At 69.4% G+C, this 23648-nt stretch carries 25 protein-coding genes; 11 read left to right on the top strand and 14 right to left on the bottom strand.

The window, feature by feature from the left end; genetic code table 11:
* Window positions 1-95: 95 nt before the first annotated feature.
* Window positions 96-1703, top strand: coding sequence for a hypothetical protein (locus IEY96_RS17905; RefSeq protein WP_229791670.1), 1608 nt, complete (start codon window positions 96-98; stop codon window positions 1701-1703).
* A gap of 66 nt (window positions 1704-1769) precedes the next feature.
* Here IEY96_RS17905 and IEY96_RS17900 read toward each other — a convergent pair whose 3' ends face one another.
* The 7 genes from IEY96_RS17900 to IEY96_RS17870 form a co-directional block, all read right to left on the bottom strand.
* A complete protein-coding gene (locus tag IEY96_RS17900) occupies window positions 1770-2222 on the bottom strand; it encodes a RidA family protein (RefSeq protein WP_229791669.1) in 453 nt (150 codons plus the stop codon).
* Entirely contained in the window at window positions 2215-3822 is a 1608-nt protein-coding gene (locus IEY96_RS17895; RefSeq protein WP_229791668.1) for a gamma-glutamyltransferase family protein, read from the bottom strand. The genes IEY96_RS17900 and IEY96_RS17895 overlap by 8 nt, the downstream gene beginning before the upstream one ends.
* Window positions 3823-3824: 2 nt before the next feature.
* On the bottom strand, window positions 3825-4244 hold the full coding sequence (locus tag IEY96_RS17890) for a Rieske (2Fe-2S) protein (RefSeq protein WP_189195932.1): 420 nt from the start codon (window positions 4242-4244) through the stop codon (window positions 3825-3827).
* On the bottom strand, window positions 4241-5677 hold the full coding sequence (locus IEY96_RS17885; protein ID WP_189195931.1) for an aldehyde dehydrogenase family protein: 1437 nt from the start codon (window positions 5675-5677) through the stop codon (window positions 4241-4243). The genes IEY96_RS17890 and IEY96_RS17885 overlap by 4 nt, the downstream gene beginning before the upstream one ends.
* Window positions 5674-6894, bottom strand: coding sequence for an NAD(P)/FAD-dependent oxidoreductase (locus IEY96_RS17880; RefSeq protein WP_189195930.1), 1221 nt, complete (start codon window positions 6892-6894; stop codon window positions 5674-5676). Before IEY96_RS17880 ends, IEY96_RS17885 begins: the two co-directional genes overlap by 4 nt.
* A 7-nt stretch (window positions 6895-6901) precedes the next feature.
* Complete coding sequence (locus IEY96_RS17875; protein WP_189195929.1) at window positions 6902-7279, bottom strand: Rieske (2Fe-2S) protein; 378 nt, start codon at window positions 7277-7279, stop codon at window positions 6902-6904.
* A gap of 98 nt (window positions 7280-7377) precedes the next feature.
* Entirely contained in the window at window positions 7378-8091 is a 714-nt protein-coding gene (locus tag IEY96_RS17870; RefSeq protein ID WP_189195928.1) for an iron-containing redox enzyme family protein, read from the bottom strand.
* Between the two features lie 193 nt (window positions 8092-8284).
* Here IEY96_RS17870 and IEY96_RS17865 point away from each other — a divergent pair, with 193 nt between their 5' ends.
* From IEY96_RS17865 to IEY96_RS17855, 3 genes are all read left to right on the top strand, one after another.
* Window positions 8285-9028: a YoaK family protein gene (locus tag IEY96_RS17865; RefSeq protein ID WP_189195927.1), complete on the top strand. Its 744-nt coding sequence runs from the start codon at window positions 8285-8287 to the stop codon at window positions 9026-9028.
* Window positions 9029-9068: 40 nt separating this feature from the next.
* The gene (locus IEY96_RS17860; protein WP_189195926.1) at window positions 9069-9206 is read left to right on the top strand and encodes an alpha/beta hydrolase fold domain-containing protein; all 138 of its coding nucleotides are present in this window, start codon (window positions 9069-9071) and stop codon (window positions 9204-9206) included.
* A gap of 366 nt (window positions 9207-9572) precedes the next feature.
* Complete coding sequence (locus IEY96_RS17855) at window positions 9573-11945, top strand: M14 family metallopeptidase (RefSeq protein ID WP_189195925.1); 2373 nt, start codon at window positions 9573-9575, stop codon at window positions 11943-11945.
* 408 nt (window positions 11946-12353) lie between these two features.
* Here IEY96_RS17855 and IEY96_RS17850 read toward each other — a convergent pair whose 3' ends face one another.
* Window positions 12354-12641: a DUF2277 domain-containing protein gene (locus tag IEY96_RS17850; RefSeq protein WP_189195924.1), complete on the bottom strand. Its 288-nt coding sequence runs from the start codon at window positions 12639-12641 to the stop codon at window positions 12354-12356.
* Window positions 12642-12921: 280 nt separating this feature from the next.
* Between IEY96_RS17850 and IEY96_RS17845 the strand changes: the two genes are divergently transcribed.
* Entirely contained in the window at window positions 12922-13536 is a 615-nt protein-coding gene (locus IEY96_RS17845) for an SMI1/KNR4 family protein (RefSeq protein WP_189195923.1), read from the top strand.
* A gap of 57 nt (window positions 13537-13593) precedes the next feature.
* Here the strand turns inward: IEY96_RS17845 and IEY96_RS17840 are convergent, their stop codons facing one another.
* Window positions 13594-14256 carry a hypothetical protein gene (locus IEY96_RS17840; RefSeq protein ID WP_229791667.1) on the bottom strand — a complete coding sequence of 221 codons (663 nt, stop codon included), beginning with the start codon at window positions 14254-14256 and terminating at the stop codon, window positions 13594-13596.
* Between the two features lie 191 nt (window positions 14257-14447).
* A complete protein-coding gene (locus IEY96_RS17835) occupies window positions 14448-14699 on the bottom strand; it encodes an e9imm peptide (RefSeq protein ID WP_229791666.1) in 252 nt (83 codons plus the stop codon).
* Window positions 14700-14965: 266 nt separating this feature from the next.
* Here IEY96_RS17835 and IEY96_RS17830 point away from each other — a divergent pair, with 266 nt between their 5' ends.
* The 3 genes from IEY96_RS17830 to IEY96_RS17820 all read left to right on the top strand — a co-directional run bounded on the left by IEY96_RS17830 (window position 14966) and on the right by IEY96_RS17820 (window position 17007).
* On the top strand, window positions 14966-15247 hold the full coding sequence (locus IEY96_RS17830) for a hypothetical protein (protein ID WP_189195922.1): 282 nt from the start codon (window positions 14966-14968) through the stop codon (window positions 15245-15247).
* Between the two features lie 539 nt (window positions 15248-15786).
* A complete protein-coding gene (locus IEY96_RS17825) occupies window positions 15787-16305 on the top strand; it encodes a hypothetical protein (protein ID WP_189195921.1) in 519 nt (172 codons plus the stop codon).
* 291 nt (window positions 16306-16596) lie between these two features.
* Window positions 16597-17007, top strand: coding sequence for a hypothetical protein (locus IEY96_RS17820; protein ID WP_229791665.1), 411 nt, complete (start codon window positions 16597-16599; stop codon window positions 17005-17007).
* Window positions 17008-17547: 540 nt separating this feature from the next.
* Here the strand turns inward: IEY96_RS17820 and IEY96_RS17815 are convergent.
* The gene (locus tag IEY96_RS17815; RefSeq protein WP_189195920.1) at window positions 17548-18291 is read right to left on the bottom strand and encodes a hypothetical protein; all 744 of its coding nucleotides are present in this window, start codon (window positions 18289-18291) and stop codon (window positions 17548-17550) included.
* 316 nt (window positions 18292-18607) lie between these two features.
* Between IEY96_RS17815 and IEY96_RS33380 the strand changes: the two genes are divergently transcribed.
* Together IEY96_RS33380 and IEY96_RS33375 are read left to right on the top strand one after the other, a co-directional pair.
* Window positions 18608-19687: a GtrA family protein gene (locus IEY96_RS33380; protein WP_373293605.1), complete on the top strand. Its 1080-nt coding sequence runs from the start codon at window positions 18608-18610 to the stop codon at window positions 19685-19687.
* On the top strand, window positions 19587-19817 hold the full coding sequence (locus tag IEY96_RS33375) for a hypothetical protein (RefSeq protein WP_373293603.1): 231 nt from the start codon (window positions 19587-19589) through the stop codon (window positions 19815-19817). The genes IEY96_RS33380 and IEY96_RS33375 overlap by 101 nt, the downstream gene beginning before the upstream one ends.
* Here the strand turns inward: IEY96_RS33375 and IEY96_RS17800 are convergent.
* Genes IEY96_RS17800 through IEY96_RS17790 form a run of 3 tightly spaced genes read right to left on the bottom strand, consistent with a single transcriptional unit; the run spans window position 19814 to window position 22079 of the window.
* The gene (locus tag IEY96_RS17800) at window positions 19814-20791 is read right to left on the bottom strand and encodes an ABC-2 membrane transporter-related protein (protein WP_189195919.1); all 978 of its coding nucleotides are present in this window, start codon (window positions 20789-20791) and stop codon (window positions 19814-19816) included. The genes IEY96_RS33375 and IEY96_RS17800 overlap by 4 nt on opposite strands.
* The gene (locus IEY96_RS17795) at window positions 20788-21687 is read right to left on the bottom strand and encodes an ABC transporter ATP-binding protein (RefSeq protein ID WP_189195918.1); all 900 of its coding nucleotides are present in this window, start codon (window positions 21685-21687) and stop codon (window positions 20788-20790) included. The genes IEY96_RS17800 and IEY96_RS17795 overlap by 4 nt, the downstream gene beginning before the upstream one ends.
* Window positions 21684-22079 carry a GntR family transcriptional regulator gene (locus IEY96_RS17790; RefSeq protein WP_053656509.1) on the bottom strand — a complete coding sequence of 132 codons (396 nt, stop codon included), beginning with the start codon at window positions 22077-22079 and terminating at the stop codon, window positions 21684-21686. Before IEY96_RS17790 ends, IEY96_RS17795 begins: the two co-directional genes overlap by 4 nt.
* 432 nt (window positions 22080-22511) lie before the next feature.
* On the opposite strand from IEY96_RS17790, the gene IEY96_RS33165 reads away from it, so the two are divergent.
* Window positions 22512-23537, top strand: a complete 1026-nt coding sequence (locus IEY96_RS33165; protein ID WP_268247155.1) for a helix-turn-helix transcriptional regulator — start codon at window positions 22512-22514, stop codon at window positions 23535-23537.
* Window positions 23538-23648 lie beyond the last annotated feature (111 nt).

Below are 23648 nucleotides of genomic sequence, written 5' to 3'. Positions count from 1 at the left end.
GCACAATCTTTGACCGCCAGCCTGTGCACATGGGTGATAGACGCTGACCTTGCACGCGCGGAGTCTGACGGGCAATCAACTCACTGCAAGAGTCCGTGAGGTGGCAGATGCAGTTAACGGCGGCCCACTGGGTCTATCTCGTCGGCGTTGTGGTGATCATCGCGACGATGATCGCCCGGAAGAACATCGTAGTCCCGGCCGTGGTCGCGACGTTCGTGACCGCGCTCGTCTTCTCGCACAGCATCATCCGCGGCCTCTCCGCGGTGTTCAACGCCAGCCTCGTGGCGGCAACGAACCTGTTCAACATCTTCCTGATCATCGCGCTCGTGACCGCCATGCTGCACTCGTTGCAGGCGCTCGGTGCGGACCGGAAGATGGTCGCCCCGTTCCGAGGCGTGATGCGCAACGGCCACCTCGCCTTCTGGACGTTGGTGGTCGTCACGTACTTCATCTCCCTGTTCTTCTGGCCGACCCCGGCGGTGCCGCTGATCGGCGCCGTGCTCATCCCGGTGGCGATCCGGGCAGGTCTGCGGCCGATGGCCGTCGGCCTGGTGGTGGCGATCGCCGGCCAGGGCATGGCTCTCTCCTCCGACTACGTCATCCGGGTCGCCCCTGGACTGTCGGCGAAGGCCGCGGGAGCGGACCCGAACGTGGTCGCCGACCGGGCCATGGTGCTCTCGCTCGTCGTCGGTGGGGTCGCCCTCGCGGTCGCCTACCTGATGGAGTTCCGCACGATGCGCCGACCCGACCCCGCACTGCTCGCGGAGTGGGAGTCGACGGCGGACGGCAGCGGTGAACGCGTGCGGGACCTGGCGGTCACCGAGCGGGAGCGCGAGCTGGTCGGCGCGGGCGATCGGCCGGCCGGTGGCGGCGATGTCCCGTCCCTCCGGGGCGGGCCGCCGACGGTCGGGCATGGCGTCGCGCTGCGCGAGGAGTACGACGAGGAGCTTCGGGACGGCCCCGAGGAGCCGGCACCCAGCTACCGGGGCAACCCCCTGGTGCCGACCTTCTTCGCCATCTTCGTGCCGGTGGCCTACCTGGCGTTGATCGTGTACATGGTGGTCGCGAAGTTCTCCGAGAGCGTGCCCGACCTGCGGGGCGGCGACGCGGCCGCCCTGGTGGGCGGCATCGCTGCGCTCATCGTCTTCCTGGCGGCGCTCGCCGGTGACGGCAAGGGCTTCCTGGAGAGCTCCGCCGAGCACGTGGTCAACGGGCTGGTGTTCGCGTTCAAGGCCATGGGCGTCGTCCTGCCGATCGCCGGCTTCTTCTTCATCGGCAACGGCGACTTCTCCGGCCAGATCCTCGGCACCGCCGACCCGACGAAGGGGCCGGCGCTGCTGTACGACCTGGTCACGGCGGCGCAGAGCCACATCCCCCACAGCGGCTTCATCGCGGCCTTCGGCATTCTGCTCATCGGCATGATCGCGGGCTTGGAGGGGTCGGGTTTCTCCGGCCTGCCGTTGACCGGATCGCTGGCGGGCAGCCTCGGTCCGGCCGCCGGGATCAGCGCCGGAACGCTCGCCGCCGTCGGTCAGATGGGCAACATCTGGTCCGGTGGTGGCACGCTCGTCGCCTGGTCCTCACTCATCGCCGTCGCCGGTTTCGCCCGGGTGCCGGTGATCGCACTCGCCCGCAGGTGTTTCATCCCGGTGGTCAGCGGCCTCATCGTGGGCACCATCTTCGCCGTCGTCTTCTTCCCCTGACCGGCGGCAACATCGACGATGGAGGCGGCGGGCGCCGGCCCGCCGCCTCGGCCGTGCCGTGCCAGCTCAATCGGTGGTGACGGCGACGGTCAGCTCCACCTCGACCGGCGCACCGGACGGCAGGCTCGACACCCCGACGGCCGAGCGCGCGACGGGGGCGCGTTCGTCCAGCCAGTCCCGCAGCACCTCCGAGGCCCCGTCGGCGACAACCGAGTGCTGGGTGAAGTCCGGACGGCAGGCGACGTACACGGTCATCCGCAGGCACCGCCGCACTCGGTCCAGCCCTCCGACCGACTCCGCCACCGCGGCGACGGCGTTGCTGGCCGCGAGGCCGGCTGCGACGCGCGCCTCGGTCACGGTCAGATCCGCGCCCACCACGCCGCGCACGGCGAGCCGGCCGTCCACGCGGGGGGTCATGCCCGCCGTGTACGCGATGCCTCCGTGCACCACCACCGGCACGTAGTGGCCCTGCGGGGCCGGGGGCACCGGCAGAGTGTTCCGGTCGCCTGGTTCAGCCACCGATCGCCACCCCGTCCTGCCGAGGGTCCGCGCCGCCGGCGAGGCAGCCGAGCCGCTCGTCCACCATGATCGCCAGGGCGCTTCCACCGCCATCCCACGGGCCCACCAGCCGGACCGGGTGGCCGAGGGCGCGCAGCTCTGCGAGGGTCCGTTCGTCCAGCCGGGACTCGCAGATCAGCTGGTCGGGCGCCCCGACCACGTCGGCGTCGCTGCCGGGGAACACCGTGAACCGCGGCGCCGACACCGCCTGCTGGGGATCCAGGCCGTGGTCGATCAGGTGCGACAGCACCTGCATGTTCCACTGCACCTGCCCGTCACCGCCGGGCGTGTTGCCGACGTGCCGCAGCGCTCCCCCGGCGTCGGTCACCAGCCACGCGAGGCAGGTGTGCAGCGGACGGCGTCGCGGTCGTACCTGGTTCGGGTGGTCCTCGACCAGGTACGCGCCGCGCCCCAGCCGGTTGTTGAGCATGATGCCGGTCCCCGGGATGGTGATCCGGGCGCCGAAGGTGAAGGCGAGCGAGTGGATGAAGCTGACCGCGCGGCCGTCGCCGTCGACCGCGAGGGTCGTCGTGGTGTCCCCGTCGGTCGTCAGTCCGGCCGTCGCGAGCGGATGGGCTCCGGCGGCCAGCTTCGCCCGTACGTCGGCGACCGCCTCAGGTCGCAGCAGCCCCCGCCAGGCGTCCGTGTCGGTGCCGCAGCGGTCCCACCGGTCCCGGAATGCCTGCCGGGCCGCTCCGGCGAGCCAGCTGACCGCGTCCGCGCTCAGCCACGGCAGCCCGGAGAGCGTCCCGTCGCAGACGGCCGCCTGCTGGAGCACCATCCAGCCGGGCGTGGGCAGCGGTGTCGTGTGCACGACCAGGTCGCCGTACCGTCCGGCGATCGCCTCGCCCTCGAGCGGGACCCCGGAGACCGCCCACTCGTCGCCGCTGAACGGAGCGCCCGCCGCCGCCAGTGCGGCCACCGCCCGCTCGGCCAGCTCACCGGTGTAGAGCGCGCGGGGATCGGCCGCCAGCAGCCGCAGCGAGTCGGCGAGCTCCGGCTGTGCGAGCCGCTCGCCGACCTGCGGCGCCCTACCGTTGCGCAGGAACGTCCGTCCGGCCCCCTCGTCGGCGAGTAGCTGCGCCTCGTGTTCGAGGATGTCCGCGCGGGTCTTGCGGGTGCAGGGCAGACCATGTTCGGCGGCGGCGATCGCCGGCGCCCACAGCTCGGGCAGGCCACGCGTCGCCCCGCGGGCGTGCAGCGCGGCGATCGCGGCCACCGCACCCGGAGCCGCCACGGCGAGCGCCCCGCTGAGGGGAATCGCGGACAGGCCCTGACCGCGGTAGAACTCCAGGTCACCGCCGTCAGGCCCGTACCCGCTGCCGTTGACGGTCCACACCGACCCGTCCGGCTCCCGCACCACAGCGAAGGCATCGCCGCCGACGCCGCACTGGCCCGGCAGTGCCAGCCACGACATCGCTGCCATCGCCACGGTCGCGTCGATCGCGGTGCCACCCTCGGCGAGCACGCGGTGACCGACGGCGCTGACCGACGGGTGGCTCGAGATCGCCATGTGCTCGCCGGCGAGGACCGGGTTACGGGTGGGTGCCGGCCCGTTCACGCTCACTCCGGTCCCCTCACCGGCTTGCGTCGGCGGGGGCCACCGGTCGCGATGTCCTCCGGCGTCACGCCCACGTAGATCTCGCCGTCCTCTTCCCGTACGGGGAAGGTCTTGATCGGTTCGGTGGCGGGCGGGCAGACCGGCTCGCCCGTCTCGAGATCGAAGACGCTGCCGTGGCAGGAGCAGCCGATGCCATCGTCGACGAGCTTGCCCGACGACAGCAGGCAGTCCAGATGCGTGCAGTAGTTCGACGTCGCGTACGCCTTGCCCTCGGAGCGCGCGACGCACAGCTCCAGGCTGTCGGCGTAGAAGCGGCGGACGTACCCGTCGGGCACCTGACCGGAGCGGGCGACGCGGACGAATCGGACGTCGCCCGGGTCGCCGCCGGCGTCCGCGGTGCCGATGACCTCGGACGCGCTCATGAGGCCACGTACACGGTCTTGTCGACGGTGTAGAAGTGCATCATCGTCTCCCCTGCCTGTTCCTTGAACGTCTGCGTGCTGGAGTTCTTCAACCCGCCGAACGGGGCGTTCATCGCCATGCCCGTGGTGGGCTGGTTGACCTTCACCAGGCCGCTGTCGACCCGACGGGCGAAGTCGAACGCGCGGCCCAGGTCGCGGGTGACGATCCCGGCCGACAAGCCGTACGCCGAGTCGTTGGCGACGCTGATCGCGTCGTCGAAGGAGCCGACGCGCAGCACGGCCAGGACCGGCCCGAAGATCTCCTCCTGTGCCAGCGGCGACGACCGGTCGACGTCGGTGAAGACCGCCGGGCGGACGAAGTTGCCGTGTTCCAGGCCGGGCTCGAGCGGCTCGTCGCCGGCGCGGAGAACGGCGTCGGCGGTCGCCGCGAGGTCCAAGTAGTGCCGGGTCTTGTCCAGTTGGGCACGGGTGGCGAGGGGGCCCATCTGCACGCCGTCGGAGAGACCGTTGCCCACCCGGCGGGCGCGGGCGAGGTTGACGATCCGCTCGACCAGCGCATCGTGCACGGCCTCGTGGACGATCAGTCGGCTGGTGCCGGTGCAAGCCTGGCCGCTGAGGCCGAACGCCCCGCGGACCACGATGTCGGCCGCCCGGTCCAGGTCGGCGTCCTCCAGCACGATCACCGGGTTCTTGCCGCCCATCTCCAACTGGCAGCGCTGGCTGGGTCCGACCGCGCGGTGGATGGCCGCTCCGACGTCGTACGAGCCGGTGAAGGTCACCGCACCCACCCGCGGATCCGCGACCAGTGCCGCGCCGGCCTCGCCGCCGCCCTGCACGAGGGCGAGCGCACCGGCCGGGACGCCCGCCTCGAGCAACGCCTCGACCAGCCGCTGGCCGCTCAACGGGGTCACCTCGCTCGGTTTGAACACCACCCCGTTGCCTGCCGCCAACGCGGGGCCGAGCTTGCGGGACGGAATGTTCAGCGGAAAGTTCCACGGGGTGACGGCCACGACGACCCCGACGGGTTCCCGGGAGGTGTAGACGAGGCTGCCGTCGCCCGTGGCGTACGTGCGGCCCGCGACGCGCAGTGCCTCACCTGCGTAGAACCGGAGGTTCGACGGGGTCCGACGGGTCTCGGTGAGCGCCTCGGTGAGCGTCTTGCCCTCCTCGCGGACCAGCTCCCGGGCGAGGTCGTCGGCACGGGCGGCGAGGATGTCCGCGGCCCGGTGCAGGACCGCGGCCCGCGCCTCCGGGCCGCGCTCCGCCCACTCCCGGTAGCCGCCCGCTACCACGGAAACCGCATCGTGCGCGTCCTTCGCATCCGAATCCGGGAAGACCGCGACGACCTCGCGCTCGTCAGCCGGGTTCCGCCGCTCGCGGCTGCGCCCGCTGGCCGACCCCACCCACTCGCCACCGATGAAGTTGCCCTTCACAGTTGCTCCTCCAACGCCGTCAGCTCGGACAGGTCCACGTCCTCGTCGGCGAGGATGTGGGCATCGACGCTGACCCGCCCGGCGATCAGCTCCTTGGCGACGAGGACGTCCGCGCCGCGGTCGATCGCGAAGGCCGCCCGCACCAGGCCGTCTCGCAGATAGAACGCCGAGAAGTCGCACTCTTCGACCGAGCCGCGCACGACCAGCTCGTCCCAGACCGGCGCGTGGCCGGTGTACTGCAGGTTGCGGTCGTACTGGTCCGACCAGAACCAGTGCGGGTCGGCGTACGGCGTGATCCGGCCGATCATGTTGTTGGCGGCAGCGGTCGCCTGCCGGCTCGCGTTGTCGAAGTGCTCGACCCGGATCCGCTCTCCGAAGAGCGGATGCCAGTGGTTGGCCACGTCGCCGGCGGCGTACACGTTCGACACCACGGTCCGGCAGTACTCGTCCACGAGGATCCCGTTGTCGACGGCGAGGCCGGACTGCTCGGCCACGGTCGTGTTCGGCGTGATGCCGATGCCCACCACCACCAGGTCGCCTTCGATGCGCCCGCCGCTGGTGGTGACGACGACGCCGGTCGGTGTCTCGACGACGGACTCGACGGACTCCCCCAGCCGCAGCGTGACGCCCTCACGACGATGGATCGCCGCGCAGGTGGCGCCGATGTCGCGTCCGAGTACGCGCTGCAGCGGCACGTCGAGCGTCTCCACCACAGTGACGTCGGCGCCTTTGCCACGGCTGGTGGCGGCGACTTCGGCGCCGATGAAACCGGCGCCGATGACGATCACGTGTACGCCCGGACGGAGCTGGGCGCGGAGGCGGTCCGCGTCGCGCAGGGTGCGCAGGTAGTGGATGCGCTCGCCCTCGACGCCGGGCAGGCGGCGTGGGCTTCCGCCGGTGGCGACGAGGACGGCGTCGGCGGCGACCTCCGTGCCGTCGGCCAGCTCGATCAGCCCGCGCTCCGGGCGGATCCGGACGGCCGGCTGGCCGAGCCGCAGGTGCACGTCGTTCGCCGCGCACCACTTCTCCGACAGGAGGTGCAGGCCGCAGTCGTCGTCGCCGGCGAGGTACTCCTTTGACAGCGGCGGCCGCTGGTACGGCGCCTCCGGTTCCGCACCGAGCAGCTCGATCCGGCCGTCGAAACCGCGCCGGCGCAGGGCACGGGCGGCGACGGCGGCGGCCTGACCGGCGCCGATGGTGACGATGCTCCTGATCATCGGCGTCTCACCCCGCAGCCGTGGTCGTGTACGGGGCGGCGCCGGCGTCCGCGCGGCCGGGACGCGGTCGCGGGTCGACGTAGACCTTGTCGTTCTCCACCCGCACGTCGTACGTCGGCTGGCATTCAACCTGGTCCGCCGCCTCGCCGGTGGCCGGGTCGAAGGACCACTGGTGACCGGGGCAGATGATCCGCCCGTGCAGCACGGTTCCCTTGCTCAGCGAGCGCTGCTTGTGAACGCAGACGTCGTGCAACGCGAAGACCCGGCCGTTGACGAGGAACAGCGCGATCGGTGTATCGCCGACAACCACCTGCTTCTTCTTGCGGCGCGCGAGCTCGGACAGCTCGGCGACGGGCACCCACTCGACGGGGTTAGGCTCGCTCACTCCCGACTCCCTCCGTGTCTGAAGCGGTTTGCGGATCTCCGCCCGCAGATGCCGGAAGGGTGGGCCAACCAGTGGACCCACCCGTCCGGCGGCTTCGATCAGGCGCTGATCAGATCCGGCGCCACGTAGGTGTCGTAGAGCGCCTTGGTGTAGGAGAACCTCATCTCCGCGCCCCAGCGGACGAACTGCAGCGCTCGCTGCTGCAGCTCGGGCGTGTTGGCGTGGTCCAGGACGATCTGGTAGCCGCGCTCGCCGTGCACCTCGTCGGAGGTGATGTGCAGGTCGAAGAACTCGATCTCGTCCTCGGTGAAGCCGTACGCCTCGCGCAGCGGGACGATCTGCTTCTTGTAGATGCTCGGCACCTGGGACTCGAGGCCGACGACCAGCGCCGCGGTCGCCACCGCGAAGTGCTCCCGCATGGCGGTGGCGTAGCACCATGCCTGGAGGCCGCGGGTCACCGCGTTCATGTTGTTCGGGTCCTCGATCCGCTCCCGTGTCGTCCCGCACGCCTCGGCGAAGCGGATCAGCAGGTCGGTGTGGCGGATGTCGGCCAGTTCCTCCTCGTACATGTTCTGCAGGAGGAAGTCCTTGGCGTCCGTGCAGGTATCGGGGGTGTTGGCGTAGACGTAGCTCAGGTAGTCGGCGAACGGGCCCACGTAGTGGTAGTGGTTCTCTGCCCAGCGCGCGAAGTGGTGCCGCTGCAGCTTGCCGTCGGCCCATGCCTGGCTGAACGACGCGTTCTTGGCCTCCCTGCCCTTGATCGCGTCCTCGAGGGCAGCACGGAAGTTGTCGCGGGAGAGCAGCTCGGTCATCTGGTCGCCTCTCTCTGTGGTGCGTCGGTGCGGTCCCGGCAGCTCGGCGTGGCGTCACGGGAGTCCCTGGGGTGCCATCAACGCTAGGGAGCTGACGACCAGCGCCCCACGGTCAAGATGCACATCGTTCGCCGTGGTCTTCTGTGCAGACAGCCCACGGCTTTTCGGTCGGCCGGTTTGTCATCGTGAGCCGATGCCGACGATCAACAGCGCGCATCCGCGCCGATTCAGGTGGACGCCGCCAGCGGCGCGGAGCAGCCACCAGCAGCGTCGGTGGCGGGAGGGGCTGGCCGTCGTACTGGCGGTGAACAGCGGAGCCACCGACGCCATCGGGTTTCTGGCGCTGGGCGGAGCCTTCACCAGCGTGATGACCGGCAACATGGTCCTGCTCGGCGTCGCCCTGGCCGGGGCCGACGGTGCGCTGGCCCTGCACACCGGGGCGGCGATCGTCTGTTTCATCCTCGGCTGCTCGCTCGGCACACGCATCGCCGGCGCCCCGAGGTCCGGGGATCCGGTCTGGCCCCCAGCGGTGACCCGCGCGCTGGTCGTCGAGGGCGGGGTGCTCACCGGCTACGCGGTGGGCTGGTGGTGGAGCGGGGGTCACCCCTCCGGACAGCTGCAACTGTCGTTGCTGGTGCTCAACGCGCTCGCGCTCGGCATCCAGAGCAGCACGGTACAGCGCTTCGGGGTGGCGGGGCTGTCGACCACCTATCTCACCGGAACGCTCACCACCGTGATCGCACGGCTCACCTCCGGACACCGACTGCGTGACGTCGCGCAGAGCGTCTTCACCCTCCTGGGGCTGATCGCAGGCGCGGCGCTCGGCGGGCTGCTCACGGTACGCGCCCCGATGTGGGCTCCCCTGGTGCAACTGGGGAGCCTCGGCATCGTCCTCGCCGCGGCCGTCACGGCGATCAGGCCCGGGCCCGATCTGTGACCGAGGCAATGTCTCCGGACCCGGGCAGCACGGTGCACCTGTGGTCGTCTACTTCCGAGGGCGGCGGTTCGTGCTGGGAGATCTCGACACGCATGACGCGCAGGCGCGGCGGCTCGCGGCGGCGACTGTCGTCGCGGTCGACTACGGCCGTCAGGCGCACCGGGATCGGTGCGCCTGACGGAGGTGGACATGCACCCAGCTGCGCCTCAAGTAATGCTCAAATCCAGTTCGGCCAATCCTTCGAAGCGAAGAAGCTGCATACGCTCAGCGCACCCAGCTCTCTCACGGTCCTCCCCGAACCCGTTACGGCGGCGACCACCGTCGCCCACGGGCCGACCCTGCGCGAGCTCGGCACGGCCGTCGCGGATGGCCGGCCCGACCCGCAGCCGGGCCGGCCACCACGTCAACCGCACGTCGCAAGCAGAAGGAGGGGAGAATGCGACACATACGACGACGCATTGCGCTTTTCGCGGTGCCCACCCTGGTGGCAAGCGTCCTCATGGCAACCGGGCCCGCGGGGGCGGATCCCGCCGGGTCGGCAGCCATGGCAGGCTCAGGACGATCCGGCCTCGAGGTTCCGGAGGCCGCACGCCTCGTCCGCATCCATCTGACCGGCGCCGACATGCTGGACAAGGTGGTCGCCGCCGGCTTCGACCTCGAACACGGTCTCAGGCGGGTACCGACCGGCATCGAAGGCGAGGCGGTGGCGACCGCCGAGCAGGTCGCCGAACTCGAGGCGCTGGGCGTCGAAATCCTCGGCGACGGCGAGGGCTTCGCCTGGAGCGAGGAGGCCGACGGCGGCCTCCAGGCAATCCGCGCGCAGGCCGTCCAGCCGCTCGCTCACGAGGAGACGGTACGGATCGCCCGTGCCGACTGGTTCACGACGAAGGGCCAGGGCTTCCTCTACGTCGAGGCGCGGACCACCGAAGGGGCGCAGACGAATCCGATCGTCACGATGCAGCTCGAGAACGACTCGGGCTCGGGCACCTCGTTCGGCTCTGCCCGGACAATGAGCCGGTTCGTCGATTCCGGCCAGTACATGTTCCACCGGAACCTGTTCAAGCTCGACGCCCGCCCGAGCCAGATCCGGGTCACGAGCTCGACGGGGGGCGTCGCCACCGGCTACGTCTCCAACTGGCTCGAGGACGGCGCGCCGCCGCTGACGGCGAACCCCGCCTACAAGTGGGACTTCGTCGACGGTTACCGACACCCGCAGCAGCTCTTCAGCCGCGCCGAGGAGATCGCCCGCCAGTACCCGGACATCGCCGAGATCGTCTACCTGCCGAACAAGACGAACGGCTACCAGCGGAAGGCGCAGGCCACGATCGGCGGCACGGGGCAGGGTGCTGTCGTCGTCAGCTCGGCGGCATGGGGCCACGAGGGCGGCAACGACATCACCGTCGAGTTCGTGAACCGGCCGGGGGCGAACCTGCCGCTCGGGGTCGAGGTTGCGGGCAAGGCGGTCCGCGTCCTCCTCGCGAAGGACGCTTCCGGTGGGCTGGCGAGTACGGCCGCACAGGTGGCGGCGGCACTGGAGAGCCAGTCCCAGGGCCTGATCGACCGGGCGCACCCGTATCGCACCAACGCGGGCACCGGCATCGTCGCGGCGACCTCCGGCCCGGTCGCGCTGACCGACTTCCTCGACCAGAAGCGCGTCGGCGCGCCGGAGGGCGAGGTGCCGCGTGGTCCGGCCACGATCCCCGTCCTGCGGATCGGCAAGCACCGCGACGGCAGGAACCCGGGTGTGCTGATCCAGGCGCAGGACCACGCCCGCGAATGGGTGCCCGCGACGACCAGCCTGGAGTCGGCCGAGCGTCTGGTGCACAACTACAAGTCCGACTGGGAGACGAAGAAGATCGTCGACAACACCGACGTCTTCTTCATCCTGTCCAACAACCCCGACGGGGCGAACTACAGCTTCTACAACTTCGCCTCACAGCGTCGGAACATGACGAACCACTGCGCGGACGACAACGCCGATCCGGCCCGGCGCAACTCCTGGGGCGTCGACCTGAACCGGAACTATCGGGTCGGGTCGGCTCACGACGGCTACTCGGGCGGGTCGAACAGCTGCGTCAGCGACACCTACCAGGGACCGGAGAAGCTGTCGGAGCCTGAGTCGAAGAACATCATCTGGCTGGTCGAGAAGTACTCGAACATCAAGTTCATGATGTCGGTGCACTCCAACGGCGGCCAGCTGTTCTGGCAGCCGGGCGCCTACATCGCGGACGGGCGGATCACCACGCCGCGTCCGCCGCTGGGTGACGAGGCGTTCTACTGGCAGTCGGCCGCCAGGATCCTGTCGCAGGTCAAGGCGCACCGGCAGACCGTCGTCACGCCGGAGAACGTCGGCGGGTCATCGGATGTCCTCTACTCCTCCGCGGGCAACGTGCGCGAGGACCTCTACCACACCTACGGGATCTACGCCTTCGGCTGGGAGGTCGGCGGCTCGATCTACAACCCGGCCACCGGCAACTGGCAGGGCGGTTCGTTCCAGCCGGCGTGGGTGGGAGACCCGGACCTGGTCAGCGGCCACTCCGAGACGTTGGAGTACGCCAACGGCATCATGGAGATGTTCCGGATCGCGGCGGAGTGGGGCAAGGACAACCAGAAGCCCACGTCCCAGCTTGTTCCCGGCGGCGGGAAGTACTCCGGGCCCGTCGACGTGCGCTTCGAGACCAGCGAGCCGGCCACCATCTACTACACGACGGACGGCAGTCGGCCCACCCTCGAGTCGCCGCGCTACGCAGCGACGGAGTTCCGTGAGCCGGGGCAGGTGTTCCACGTAACCGAGACCACCACGTTCCGTTGGTTCTCGGTCGACAGCGCCGGCAACATCGAGCAGAACTACGACCCGTCGAACAACGAGAAGCGCAACAACTACCGCACGGCGACGATCACGGTCGCCGAGCAGTAGTCAGGCGCTACCGGGCACTCCGGTGATCATTGCCTCGTCAGTGGGGTTCCGCCCTCGCTGACGAGGCAATGGTCGTGCTCGGCGCCGTTGACAGGCGCGTCCTGGGGCGTGCCTCGACCGAGACTGCGGCCGCCGGCTCTCACCACATCCCTCACCCCGACCCGCGCCAGATGGGCGTGAGCGTCGGCGAAGGCCAGGACGGTGCGCCGCTGCGGTGGGGTCGATGGGGATGGCACTCGACTCACCGTCACCCGCATCGGTGACGACGCCCCCTTCTTCGTCGACGTCAACCCGTGCGGGACGAGGTTCCTCACGATCGCTCACCGGGGAGGGAGCCAATGGCCATGGTCTTCCCGACGGCGCGGTGACGCACGAAGTCGCCACACACCGTGGCCGGATCGGGCGCCATCAGGCAGAGGCTGATCCTCGAAGGCCGTACCGTTCGGCGGCGCGCGCCTTCGCCTTTGCGGCTTCCACCTCGCGGTCACGGGGAGGCGCCTTCGTCATGAGGCTGTCGAGCAGGGTGCGGGTGGCCGCCGTGACAGCGCGGATCGCCTCGTCGAACGCCTCCTCGTTGGCCGCGGACGGCCGTGTCGTGCCGCTGACCTTGCGGACGTACTGGATGGCGGCGGCCTCGATCTCATCGTCGGTCGCCGGCGGTTCGAAGTTGTGGAGCACGCGAATGTTCCTGCACATCCCTCTACCATGCCAGGCCGGGCGGACACCGGGAGATGTTCTGTCCGCTGCTGCCCCTCCTCGCTCCCGCGTGTCGACTGGTACGGACGGCGGTACAACCGTCGTCCCCGCATGCCGTTCGGCGACGTCCGCGTCGCCGTGGTCGCCGCGCCCTCGGCAACTGGATCGGTCCGGGCTCGTCCGGCTCGGTTCGCCCCGGTGGCTCCCGCCACTGGCTCCTCAAGTCGAGCCCTCTGGCACGGCCGGTGGGAGCGGGCTCCCTACGCTAGGTTGGTGAGCCATGCCGGGCTCGATCACTCTCCTATGGACGCAGATCGCCGAGTGGTTACGGAAGCACGCGCCTCTCACGTTCGAAAAGATCAACTCTCCAGCCGACGAACGGGTGCTGGCAGAGCTTGCTTCGGAATTGGGCACAGAACCTCCACCTGATTTGGTGGAACTGCTCCTGAACTTCAACGGTTCCGACGACGCACGAGGTGTCACCGGCATTAACCTGCTTCCGCCGGGCTATTACATGATGGATTGCTCACAGATGGCACGCGACAGCGTGCAGAGAGCATCAATCTGGGGCAATTCCTGGCGGCCGACCTGGATCGCGTTCGGAAACGATCTCTGTGGCGGCTGCCTTGTCCTCGATACTCATCCGCAGCCACCGTACGGGCGGATATTCGAGTTCGACAAGGTCGAAGGGCCGTTCGGTTTGGCGTGGGATAGCCTGAACGATCTGCTGATGGAGATGTTGGCTCTGCTGGAAGGCCGAGCTGTCGGCTTGGCTCACCAAATCCCCTACGACTATCCCCGGGCGCCGGATCCCCTGAAGGCCGTTGTCCAAGACGGGGAATTGGCGTGGGAACGCGGGATAGGAGATTGGATACCGGGGTCGAACCGCGGTTGACGGCCCCATTCCTGCCTGGGCCAGCCATGGGTTTAGCAGAAGATCGTGGACGGCTGGTCAGGTGTCACTTCCCTGTTCAGCCGGTCTGCCGATGTCGGGTGGCGTCGGTGTCAGCGGGTGGTCTTGGCTGCACGGAAGGCTGTACTGCCCAGACAGGCCCGCCAGGTGCAGCTTGCGGCATTGCCCTTCGTCATGCGGCGCTCCCTCAATCTCAGTCACGTACCCGATCACCGGCAACGGGTTCCGTGCCTCAGCGAGGTCGACCAGCAGCTCGGTGACGGTGCCGGCGTAGCGCTCCGGCGGGTCCGCCATGGCCGTGTCGCAAACCACCGTCGGCCACTGCTCGGGAGGCCCTCCGTCCAGACGCCAGCAGAGCAGATAGTCGAGGTTCACCGTTCCCCATACTCGGAGGTCGCCTGGGGACGAGCCGAAGTGGTAGCGGACCCCCCCGGCAAGCTCCGCCTTCTCGTTCATGACGTCATGCCAGTTCCGCGCGTAGGTGAGGAAGTCCTCCGTTGCGCCCCACCGAAGGGGGTGAAGCACCTTCAGGAAGCCGATGTCGCCGGGTGGAAAGCGCTCGACATACCGACGGTAGTCCTTGGGAAAGGGGTGGCCAGCGGCTTCCTCGAGGGCTGGCCAATCGAACTCCAGGTCTGCCGATCCCTCCCAGCCGAGTAGGACGGCGAGCCGGTTCAACAACGGTGCCGGGTCCAGCGTCATTCGGCAGGCCCGTCAGATGCTCGTCGATCTGACTCACGCCCTTGGCCCCAGAGGTCTGCGGCTGCCCGGACAATGAGTCGCGGTGCGTCTTCACCAGGAACGGCTTCCTTCCAGAGTCGTTCCATGGCCTTGGCGTAGGCCGCAGGAAGGCCAAGGAACGGGGAAGTGTGAGGCTTTGTGCTCCGCGGCGGCTACGTCCACGGCGTGGACCGCATCACAATCGGCTGATAGGCCAAGGCCCGGTCCACCACCTCAGCAGCCGTCAATTCGGGGTCACTACAGAAGATCAGGTCGGAGACGCTGCCGCCCGGACAGGCGAGGTCGCGCTCAAGCTGGTGCAGCCACCCGCCCAGCTCAGCGTCGTCCACGTAGTCACCCCTCATGATCCGCTCCACGAGGGCGATCGCCTCGTCTCGAGCCAGAGTCGCTGCCAGGTCGCTCACCTCCGAGCGGAGGCTAATGGCACGCCGATGGCACGAGCAACGATCACAGGCTACGGAACGTCGAAGGCTGGCTGGGACTTCCGTCCTCGCCCGCCTCGATCGTCGTCGGTCCAACGGTCGAGCTTGCGTCCGCGCCTCACTCCCTGGCTGATCGGAGCATCTGTCGGGGAAAGAGGTCAAAGCTCAGTCCTGGTCGGTATCGCCCGCCTGGCCCGATGGGTCACGGTTACGGCGCTGGCGATGCGGGGTCAACTATCGTCCCTCGCATGTTCATCGAAGTCATTGGAGATCGGCCACTTCCTGACGCGGTCGATCGAGACGACGTCGAAGACCTCTTGGAGCAGACTCTCGGTGACGAGGGAAGTGTCACGGGCGCGGGCACGGGCGACGGGCGGTGGCACCTGGACGTAGAAATTGACACCGACGGGCGGCAGGCACAGCTGCTCGTGCGGCGCCTGGCACAAGCCCTCGCCGACACCGGGCTCGGGTGGGTGCGCGTCCGGCTTGAGGCAGAGGAGACAGGGTTGGCAGCCTCCGCACTCGTCTGAGTTGAAACACTCCAAGTCCGGTATCCGGCTCCGACCCGGTGCGGCGAACCGGGCCTCGACAGCCGGCCCTTCGCCATCCGTGGCGCGGAAGGTCCCAGCGGCCGGTAACAGCAACGCCGCAGCGCGATGGATTAGGACCCGCGCCACCTGCACCGCTTCGTTCGTCCTCTGGTTGGACCTCGTCGGAGCTCCGGCGCGTAGCCGTCCCTATCGAGGCGACTGCTGGGCCGCAGAGCGAGAGGAGGGTAGGGCGCAGATCAATCGCGTTCACCACTCGGCGCCGGTCGCGGGTTCGCCTGGACTGCTTGCGGTTCCACTCCACCGCCTGCCGTAGCTGCGGACACCGGAAGGCCATCTCGTCCAGTAGCCGTTCCAGTTCGGTGCCGCGGCCCATTGGCTCGTCCACCTGGACCGTGTGCCGTCGGCGGCGGAGCTTGCCGGCAACGCTGGGCACAATCGCCGGGTAGTTCACAGGGTGAGCGGGACGGGCGGGAGACCGGGGCAGCGCGGGAAGGCGGCGTGTGATCTGATCCCTGCCGATGACGACACCGGACGCTCCCGCCACCGATCCCGACGCCGCTACGGCCACGCCGCCGCACGTGCGCCGCATGATCGTGCTCATGCTCGCCAACCTGGCCCTGAGCGCCCTGCTCGCCGGCCTGATGCTGGCCTTCCAGGAGCAGCTGCTGGACTACCAGCTCGCCCACCTCGACCTGCCCGCCGGCACCGACCTGGCCGCCGCCCGGGAGACGCTGCGCTCGTCGGCGTGGTCCCGCGTGCTGCCCGTGGCGCTGGTCGCGCTCGCCTACCTGTGGGTGATCCACGGGCTGCGAGAGGGCCAGCGCAAGGCGTACCGGCAGGTGGTCTACGTCTCGGTGGTCGTGCTGCTCGTATCCGGTCTGACCCTGCTCCAGCCGTTCCCCTGGTGGATCCGAGCGGTCAACGTCGCCAAGGCGCTCGTGGTGGTCGCGCTGCTGTTCCTGACCAGCCGCCCCCAGGTCCGCAGCTGGTTTGCGGCCACCAGCCGACGCGCCGTGGTCGACGGCTTCTCGTCCTGACCTCTCGGGTGCGCCACCCGCAAGGCAGGCAGATCCGTCCGCTCACGCTCGCCGGTTCAACTGCGCTGTTGGCTCCTCCCAGTGGAACCCGACCACACGCACCGATGCCGCCGGCCGGGCGGAATCCCGCCGACCGAGGACGACCCTCCGCTGAAGCGACAACGACAAGGGGCACTGGCAGGCCTCTGCCGACGCGCCCGACATTTCGGCGCACGTGTTCGGCCTGCGGGTGCTCTGCCAGGGTGAGTCTGTCCTGGCGGCCATCGCTCGAAGGTGAGCAAGGATGTTGCCATGAGCCATGAGCATCGTGTGTTCCACAACCCGCCGCCGGCGACGCCGGCTGAGGTGCGTGGGGCGCTTGATCGCGGCGAGCTTTCCAGCGCACTGGATGCGATGGTCGGTGCCGTGCTGTACGGCGACGGGGACTGGCAGGAGCTGCAGGGACTCTATCTTGAGCTACTCGATCACGAGGATCGCCAGGTGAGGGCCCTGGCCGCCACATGTTTGGGCCATCTGGCGAGGGTTCACGGCCAGCTGGAGGAAACTCGAGTAGTTGCCGCCCTTCGCCGTGTTCGATCGGCCCCTTATGTCGGTGGTGCCGCCATCACTGCGTTGGAGGACATTGAGCTCTTCCTTCATCCTCGGCGGGCCCGTTGGCGGGGGCGCCTGTGGATGGCCCTCCGTCCCTGGACATGGATCTGAAGGTCATCAACCACGGTCGCGTCCACCCGTACACGCGACAATTCCCATGCCGCAGATGCGGCGCGAGGGAGCCTGACGGAGATCCCCCCACGCACGCCCGTGCCAAAGAGGGGATACCGCAAGGCAGTTCGATGAAGCGGGTACGGGGGTACCGGGATCTGGCTAGCGGGCCAAGCGCGTTCACCACTCAAAAGTCCTCCACTCCCGTGGCGGAATGCGGCTTGCGCTGGTATCCCAGCAGCGTTCAGCCCATGCCTTTGCCACCAGCACCGAACGGCTCACCACGATGTCGCCAGCTCGCAGGTCCCCTGGATCGTCAGGCGAGCACGAGGCGACGGTGTTGAGAGACATCCCCTGTACCGGTGCCGACGGTGCACCCCGACGAGCATCTCCACACTCGCCGACCGGACTTGCTCATCGACCTCCGGGGCCCGCTGATGATCTGCGGGCTTCCGGATAGCGGCACTGGCGTACGGTCGACGTGCGAGCCCCTTCGTCGGCGCCCGGGTGCCCGCGCCTGCAAGGCGCCGCTTCCAGGGGTTAGGGGCGGGACCCGGTCGCTACCGTGATCGCGGCCGCAGCCACCAGATCCCTGAGCCGGGTATGCGGGAAATGCTCCTCGCCCCCCGCCGGCGGCGTTACCCGTGTGCTGTAGAAGTCGGCGTCGTGGTCGTCGTCTTGTTCGGCCCACAGGTTGCCTGCTTCGTCGCGGTGCCAGACCACTTTCTGACCGCGGAAGTCTGTGCGTTCGAGCCAGTCGGCGCCACTGGGCCAGTAGCCGTCCCAGCCCCGGGGCCGCAGTACGCCGTACGCCGCGTCCACTACGGCAACGGCGGTGTCCACGTCGTCGTCCTCGAAGACCGCGGCGAACCGGCATAGCAAGGCAATCGGCACCCCGGGGTGCGACAACAACGGGTCTCGCACGGCGATTGCCCGGCAGATCAGATCGAGCTCCGACCAGCGCAGCGCGTACGGGTGCCAGTGCGCCAAATCGTCCCACCCCAGCCCAGCCCACTCGACGGAACCAGGCCCGGTGATGCCCAATTCGTACGAGCCGAGCCGGGTGTCGACATCCAGCGAGATGAGATGGCCACCGCCGACGTCGAAGGTGACGTTCTGCGCATTCTCGCGCTCGTCATCGTCATCGTCATCGTCATCGTCATCGAGCAGCTCTTCGAGTGCGCCGAGCCGATCGGCGCCGGGGCCGTCCTCTGCGGCGAAGGTGTACCGCGCCCAGAACGCCGGATCGTGCAGAGATTCGCGCAGGGATCCCGGAATACCCATCCCACGATCATCGCCTACCTACGCGGGCACTCCGTCAGGCAGGGTCAACTGCCGGAGGCTCGGCACGCTAGGGCCGGCTCAAGCCGTCGCGGTATCGGCTGTCCTCGGGTGTTGCGGGGAGGGCGGCGTGGAGTACGTCGTACACGGGCTGGGTGAAGCCGCCGCCGCTCCACGCTGCTGACATCGGGTCGATGTGGGTGAGCCTCCGTGTCAGCGCGCTGATAGGGCGGTGTCAGCGGCGGTAGCGATGGTCAGTGTGCACGGCGGACACACGAGCCGCCGAGCACGAAATGACGACCGTCCGATGGAGAGTGTGATGCCGAAGTTCGACACGCCGGCCTCGATCTCCGCTGTCCTGGCGAGGAGAGCTGTGATGAGCAGGCAGATGACCGGCATGGTGCGGCTGACCGCCACCGGCGAGGGCTGCCTGCCGCAGCGGCGCTGGCAAGCCGGTCGAAGAAGACGTTGCTCCGGTTCGACCGTTCCGTCGATGCTGAAGCCCATTCGCCGCTGCTTTGCACGAGTGCGTGAAGGTGAGCAGATCACGTCGCTGCTCCTGCCGAAGTCACCCGGAGCATCCGAGGACCGACCGGTGAACCGAAGCACACTAGGCTCATTTGCCAGGTTCGTTCTGCTCGGCGGTGGTGTCGGGCTCGCCTCCAGTGTCGCAGTGCCGGTGGTGGCCACGCTCATGCCATGGGCGGCCGCCAACGCATTGATCACCGCGATATCCACGCTGCTTGGCACGGAACTGCACGCCCGGTTCACCTTCGGCGCCGGTCGGCGCGCGCGATGGCACCAGCATCTGCAGTCCGCCGGCTCCGCCACCGCCGCCTATCTGGTCACCTCAGCTGCCATCCTCGTCCTGCACGCTGTGCAGCCGTCCGCCAGCATCGGCTGGGAGCAGGCCGTTTACCTCAGCGCCTCCGGACTCGCCGGAGCCGGGCGGTTTCTGGTGCTACGCCTGTACGTCTTCGCCCACGGCGCACCCCTGGCACCGACCTCGACGGTGTGCGTCCGGCAAGTGCCGGCGCCGCTCCGAGCGGTCTTCGACCCAGTCGGCGGCTACCTGACCCTGACCACCTGCGACTGGCGGCGGACCGCACGACGGCGGCAAGAGGGGGCGCCCGCCCTCGCCCGACTTCCTCGACGACCTCATCCGGCAGTTGGTGCACCGGTGCCACCTAGGACGGCAGCGGCCAGAGCCATACGTCGATTCGGCAAGACCTCCCGGCTGGCGTCAGCGGGCCGTCGACCATCGACGCTGGAACAGCGAGGCCGACGCCCGACGCAACATCTTCCGCTGGATCGCCTTCTACAACCACCGCCGTCGCCACTCCGCCCTCGGCTACCGCAGCCCCACGACCCCACTACGCTGCTACCGATCGCGGCATGACCCGGTGTCCACACCCCCGGGGGAAGCCCAGCTCTGCCATCCACACAGCGTGAACGTCGACACGCCGCCCGGCCGACAAGCCGAACAGCGTGTCAACCAACACCGTGAACGTTTGTGGTCAGGGCACTAGATCATACGGCGCCGTACCCGCCACACCACCACACCGATCAGGACCGCCGCGACGGCGACGAACAGGGCCGTCTCGATGAGCTGGAACGTCCAGAACCGGTCGGCCGGGTGGTAGACCCCGAACTGCTGGATGCCCCGCGCGTGCAGGAACTGGTTGAGGTTGGTGCCGGCCCGGTTGGCGGCGCCCTCCAGCTCGTAGTACTCGGTCCAGCTCAGCCTGCGCCCGGTGGCGTCTGCGTAGCCGTGTTCGATCATCCAGTCAGCGAAGCTGGGCACGGGCCAGTGCCCCGCCTGGTCCTTCGAGCCGCCGACGGGGACCGGCTCCATGGTGGTGAGCGGGGTGGCGTACGCGGGACGGGCCAACAGCGCCACCGGCATCCGGGCGGCGAGGAACGCCCCGAACGCGACGCCGAACGCGGGCAGGCTGCGCCGCAGGATCGCCCCCGCGGCGGTGGCGACGCCGAACGCGAAAAGCGCGTACGCCACCGGAACAAGTCCCTCCAGGTCGAAGGCGTCGTACTGGAACCGCCCTTCCCACGCGTCGAATGGCTGACGGAACCAGGTGAGCACCGCGGTGAACATCCCGGTGAGCGTGACGGTGACGCCGGCCAGTGCCGCGAGCTTGGCCGCCAGCCAGCGCATCCGCGGCACGGCCTGCGTCCAGGCGAGCTGCCAGGTGCCGTCCTCCAGTTCGCGCGCGAGCAGCGGCGCACCGAGGAACGCACCGATGACGACGGGGACCAGATAGAAGCCCGCCAGGAGGTTCTCGACGTACCCGTACTCCTCGTCGAGCCGGCGGAAGGAGGCCGCGCAGGCCTCGTTGATACCGGCCTCTCCCGCACACCGGGCGGGACCGCCCGGGAACAGGTCGTGGGCCTGCGTCCCGAGCACGAGCAGGGCAATGCCGAACATGCCGACAAGCAGACCCAGGACGCAGACCTCGGTCCGGTGCTGGCGCCAGATCAACCACGTCATGCCGCCACCCCCGACGTGACCGCATCGCTCGGCTCGGACGGCCGGCGCAGGTACGCCAGCACCAGGTCCTCCAGCGCGACCGGCTGGGCCTGCCACCCAGGCGCGGCCGGGATCGCGCCGTCGCGTACCAGCAGGGTCGTGTGCCGGTCGCTGTGGACGGCCTCCACGACGGCGCCGGCCCGGTCGAGGTCGGTGGCCGTACGCGGGCCGACGAGCAGCCGGTGCTCGGCGAGGAGGGTGTCGATGTCACCGGTGAGCGTGACCCGGCCGTGGTTAAGCACGACCAGGTGGTCGCAGACGCGCTCCAGCTCGTGCACGACGTGGGAGGAGAACACGACGGTCACCCCGCCTTCGGCCACCGCGCCCATGAGGACCTGCAGGAACTCGTGCCGGGCCAGCGGGTCGAGGCTGGCCACCGGCTCGTCGAGGACAAGCAGGTCCGGCCGCTTCGCCAGGGCCAGAGCCAACGCGACCTGGGCCTGCTGCCCGCCGGATAGCGTACCGGCCCTGCGGTCGAGCGGGATGCCCAGCTTCGCCAGCCGGCGCTCGGCCAGCCCCTGGTCGAACCGCAGGTTGCAGGCCCGGCCGAAGCGGAGCATCTCGGCGACGGTGAAGCGCTTGTACAGCGGGTGGTCCTGGGCCAGGAACCCGACCCGGGACAGAGTTTGCGGGGTGCTGGCGGTGACGTCGTGGCCGAGGACCTCCACCGTGCCGGTGCTCGGTGCCAGCAACCCGACGACCAGGCGCAGCAGCGTGGTCTTGCCCGCGCCGTTCGGCCCGACCAGGGCGATCACGCCGCCCGCCGGCAGGGCCAGGGTGCAGTCGCGCAGCGCCCAGCCCTTCCGGTACCGCTTGCCCACACCGTCGGTGCTCAGCGCGAACTCGGTCGCTGTCACGCCACGTCCTCATTCCTCGTCTGCTGGTGGACGGAAGTAAAAAGCGCGTTGACCGCCTGCTCGTCGAGGCCCGCCGCGTAGGCGCGGCGCAACCAGGTCGCCAGGCCGCGGCGCAGCGACGTGTACGTCGATGCCGACATCGCGGCCGACTGCTGTTCATTGACGAACGTGCCCTGGCCGGGCCGGCCGGTGACCAGGTTCTCCTGCTCCATCTGCCGGTACGCCTTGGCGACGGTGTTCGGATTGATCGCCAGGTCCTCGACCACCTCGCGGATGAGCGGGAGGCGGTCACCGGGTTGGAGAAAGCCCAGCAGCACCGCCTGGCGGACCTGCTGGACGAGTTGCAGGTACGGCGGCACGCCGGAGTGGGTGTCGAGCCGGAAGACGAACACGGTAGCCCCTTGCTGCTTTACTAGTATCATAGTAAAGCAGCGAGTTGCCGGTCAAGAGAGCCGACGCGCCCGCACGACCGCGGCACCGGATCCGGGCGCACGCCTGCCCCGACCGCCGGCGGGTAGCCGCGCGGTCGGGGCGCGGCGGCGACAGTGACAACGCTGAGCCTCTCAGGGGCGGCTCACGGACGTCCATCGGCTGGTACGGGCGTCCTCGGTTGCCATCAAGGCTGGTACAACTTGCACCGGCTGCGCAGCAGCCTGGGCCACCGCAGTCCCGCCGACCACGAGGCCGCACTGGCGGCCTGACCACCACATCGATGGTCTCCGCCGAGGGCGGAACAAGCTCAGACCACAGGAGTGTCAGGACCTATGGACGGAACTGCAGGCAGCCCGTGGGCGGTAACCGGTCTGGATCCACTGGCCGGGCGGGTGTTGGAGCACCTGGTGGCCGTGCGGTCGGCGGACGCCACCGAGGTGGCGGCGGCGGTCGGGGTGTCCCCGGCGGAGGCGGACCAAGCACTGCGGCACCTTACGGAGTCCGCACTGGTGCTGCAGATCGACGGCACGGCACCGCGATGGGCGGCCGGCCCTCCACGGTCATCGCTCAGCGCCCTGCTGGCCCGGCGGCGGGCCGAACTGGCCCGCGTCGAGGGCCTCGTGGAGCGGCTTCACGAGGTGTACGAGGCGGTGTCCGGGCCGCGCGCTGCACACCTGGTGGAGGTGCTGGAACGCGAGGATGAGGTGCCGGCGCGCTACGGTCAGCTGCTGAAGGGCAGTTCGGTCGAGGTACTGCATCTGGCCAAGCCACCGTATGTGACGGCCACGAAGGCGTCCGTCGGGGAGCCGGGAGTGGCGTCCGGGGTGCGCATGCGGTCGGTGTACGAGACGGAGGGCTTCACCGACGCCGTGTCGCTCAAGACGGCGCTGCGCGGGACGGGTCAGGGCGGGGAACTTCGGCTGGCGTCACGGCTGCCGGTGAAACTGGTGGTGTTCGACCGGGCGGCGGCTCTGCTGCCGGTGCGCGGGGATCGCCCGGCGGCGGGCTCATTGGTGGTGCACTCGCCTGCGCTGGTGGTGGCGCTGGTGGCGCTGTTCGAGAGCGTGTGGGAGCGCGCCGAACCGGTGTCGCTGGCGAGCCGACACGACGGGCCGGCCCCGAAGGGCAGTCCGACGACCGTGGAGCCGGACCAGCGGACACGGGAGATCCTGCACATGATGGCATCCGGGATGAAGGACGAGGCGATCGCCCGCGTGCTCAAGGTGAGCCGCCGTACCGTGCAGAAACATGTCAGCGATGCGGGTTCCCTGCTCGGCGCCCGGACTCGGTTCCAGATCGCGCTGCTGGCCGCGGAGCGGGGGTGGCTGAAGGAGTCGGTGGGGACGGGACGCCGCACAGAGCCTGCCGGTCCGGCACCCGCAGCCGCGCCTCCTTCACGGCTCACGGCCAGCGCATGAAGGTCAGGCTCCAGCGCTGGAGATGCGCTCGGGCGTGAGGACCCAGGGTCACCAGGGCTTGACGTTGACGACGGCGCGCCGGGACCTCCTTGTGGCAGGTCCCGGCGCGCC

Source organism: Micromonospora fulviviridis (assembly GCF_014648395.1).
Classification (GTDB): domain Bacteria; phylum Actinomycetota; class Actinomycetes; order Mycobacteriales; family Micromonosporaceae; genus Micromonospora; species Micromonospora fulviviridis.
Note: the sequence above shows the minus strand (reverse complement) of the source record. Positions and strands in the feature narration are given on the sequence as shown.

Excerpts from the sequence above, each read along its gene's own strand:
- IEY96_RS17890 (WP_189195932.1), bottom strand. The coding sequence starts at position 4,244 with ATGAGCGCGTCCGAGGTCATCGGCACCGCGGACGCCGGCGGCGACCCG.
- IEY96_RS17880 (WP_189195930.1), bottom strand. The coding sequence starts at position 6,894 with ATGATCAGGAGCATCGTCACCATCGGCGCCGGTCAGGCCGCCGCCGTC.
- IEY96_RS17870 (WP_189195928.1), bottom strand. The coding sequence starts at position 8,091 with ATGACCGAGCTGCTCTCCCGCGACAACTTCCGTGCTGCCCTCGAGGAC.
- IEY96_RS17865 (WP_189195927.1), top strand. The coding sequence starts at position 8,285 with ATGCCGACGATCAACAGCGCGCATCCGCGCCGATTCAGGTGGACGCCG.
- IEY96_RS17855 (WP_189195925.1), top strand. The coding sequence starts at position 9,573 with ATGGCAGGCTCAGGACGATCCGGCCTCGAGGTTCCGGAGGCCGCACGC.
- IEY96_RS17850 (WP_189195924.1), bottom strand. The coding sequence starts at position 12,641 with ATGTGCAGGAACATTCGCGTGCTCCACAACTTCGAACCGCCGGCGACC.
- IEY96_RS17845 (WP_189195923.1), top strand. The coding sequence starts at position 12,922 with ATGCCGGGCTCGATCACTCTCCTATGGACGCAGATCGCCGAGTGGTTA.
- IEY96_RS17840 (WP_229791667.1), bottom strand. The coding sequence starts at position 14,256 with ATGACGCTGGACCCGGCACCGTTGTTGAACCGGCTCGCCGTCCTACTC.
- IEY96_RS17830 (WP_189195922.1), top strand. The coding sequence starts at position 14,966 with ATGTTCATCGAAGTCATTGGAGATCGGCCACTTCCTGACGCGGTCGAT.
- IEY96_RS17825 (WP_189195921.1), top strand. The coding sequence starts at position 15,787 with ATGACGACACCGGACGCTCCCGCCACCGATCCCGACGCCGCTACGGCC.
- IEY96_RS17820 (WP_229791665.1), top strand. The coding sequence starts at position 16,597 with ATGAGCCATGAGCATCGTGTGTTCCACAACCCGCCGCCGGCGACGCCG.
- IEY96_RS17815 (WP_189195920.1), bottom strand. The coding sequence starts at position 18,291 with ATGGGTATTCCGGGATCCCTGCGCGAATCTCTGCACGATCCGGCGTTC.
- IEY96_RS33380 (WP_373293605.1), top strand. The coding sequence starts at position 18,608 with ATGCCGAAGTTCGACACGCCGGCCTCGATCTCCGCTGTCCTGGCGAGG.
- IEY96_RS17800 (WP_189195919.1), bottom strand. The coding sequence starts at position 20,791 with ATGACGTGGTTGATCTGGCGCCAGCACCGGACCGAGGTCTGCGTCCTG.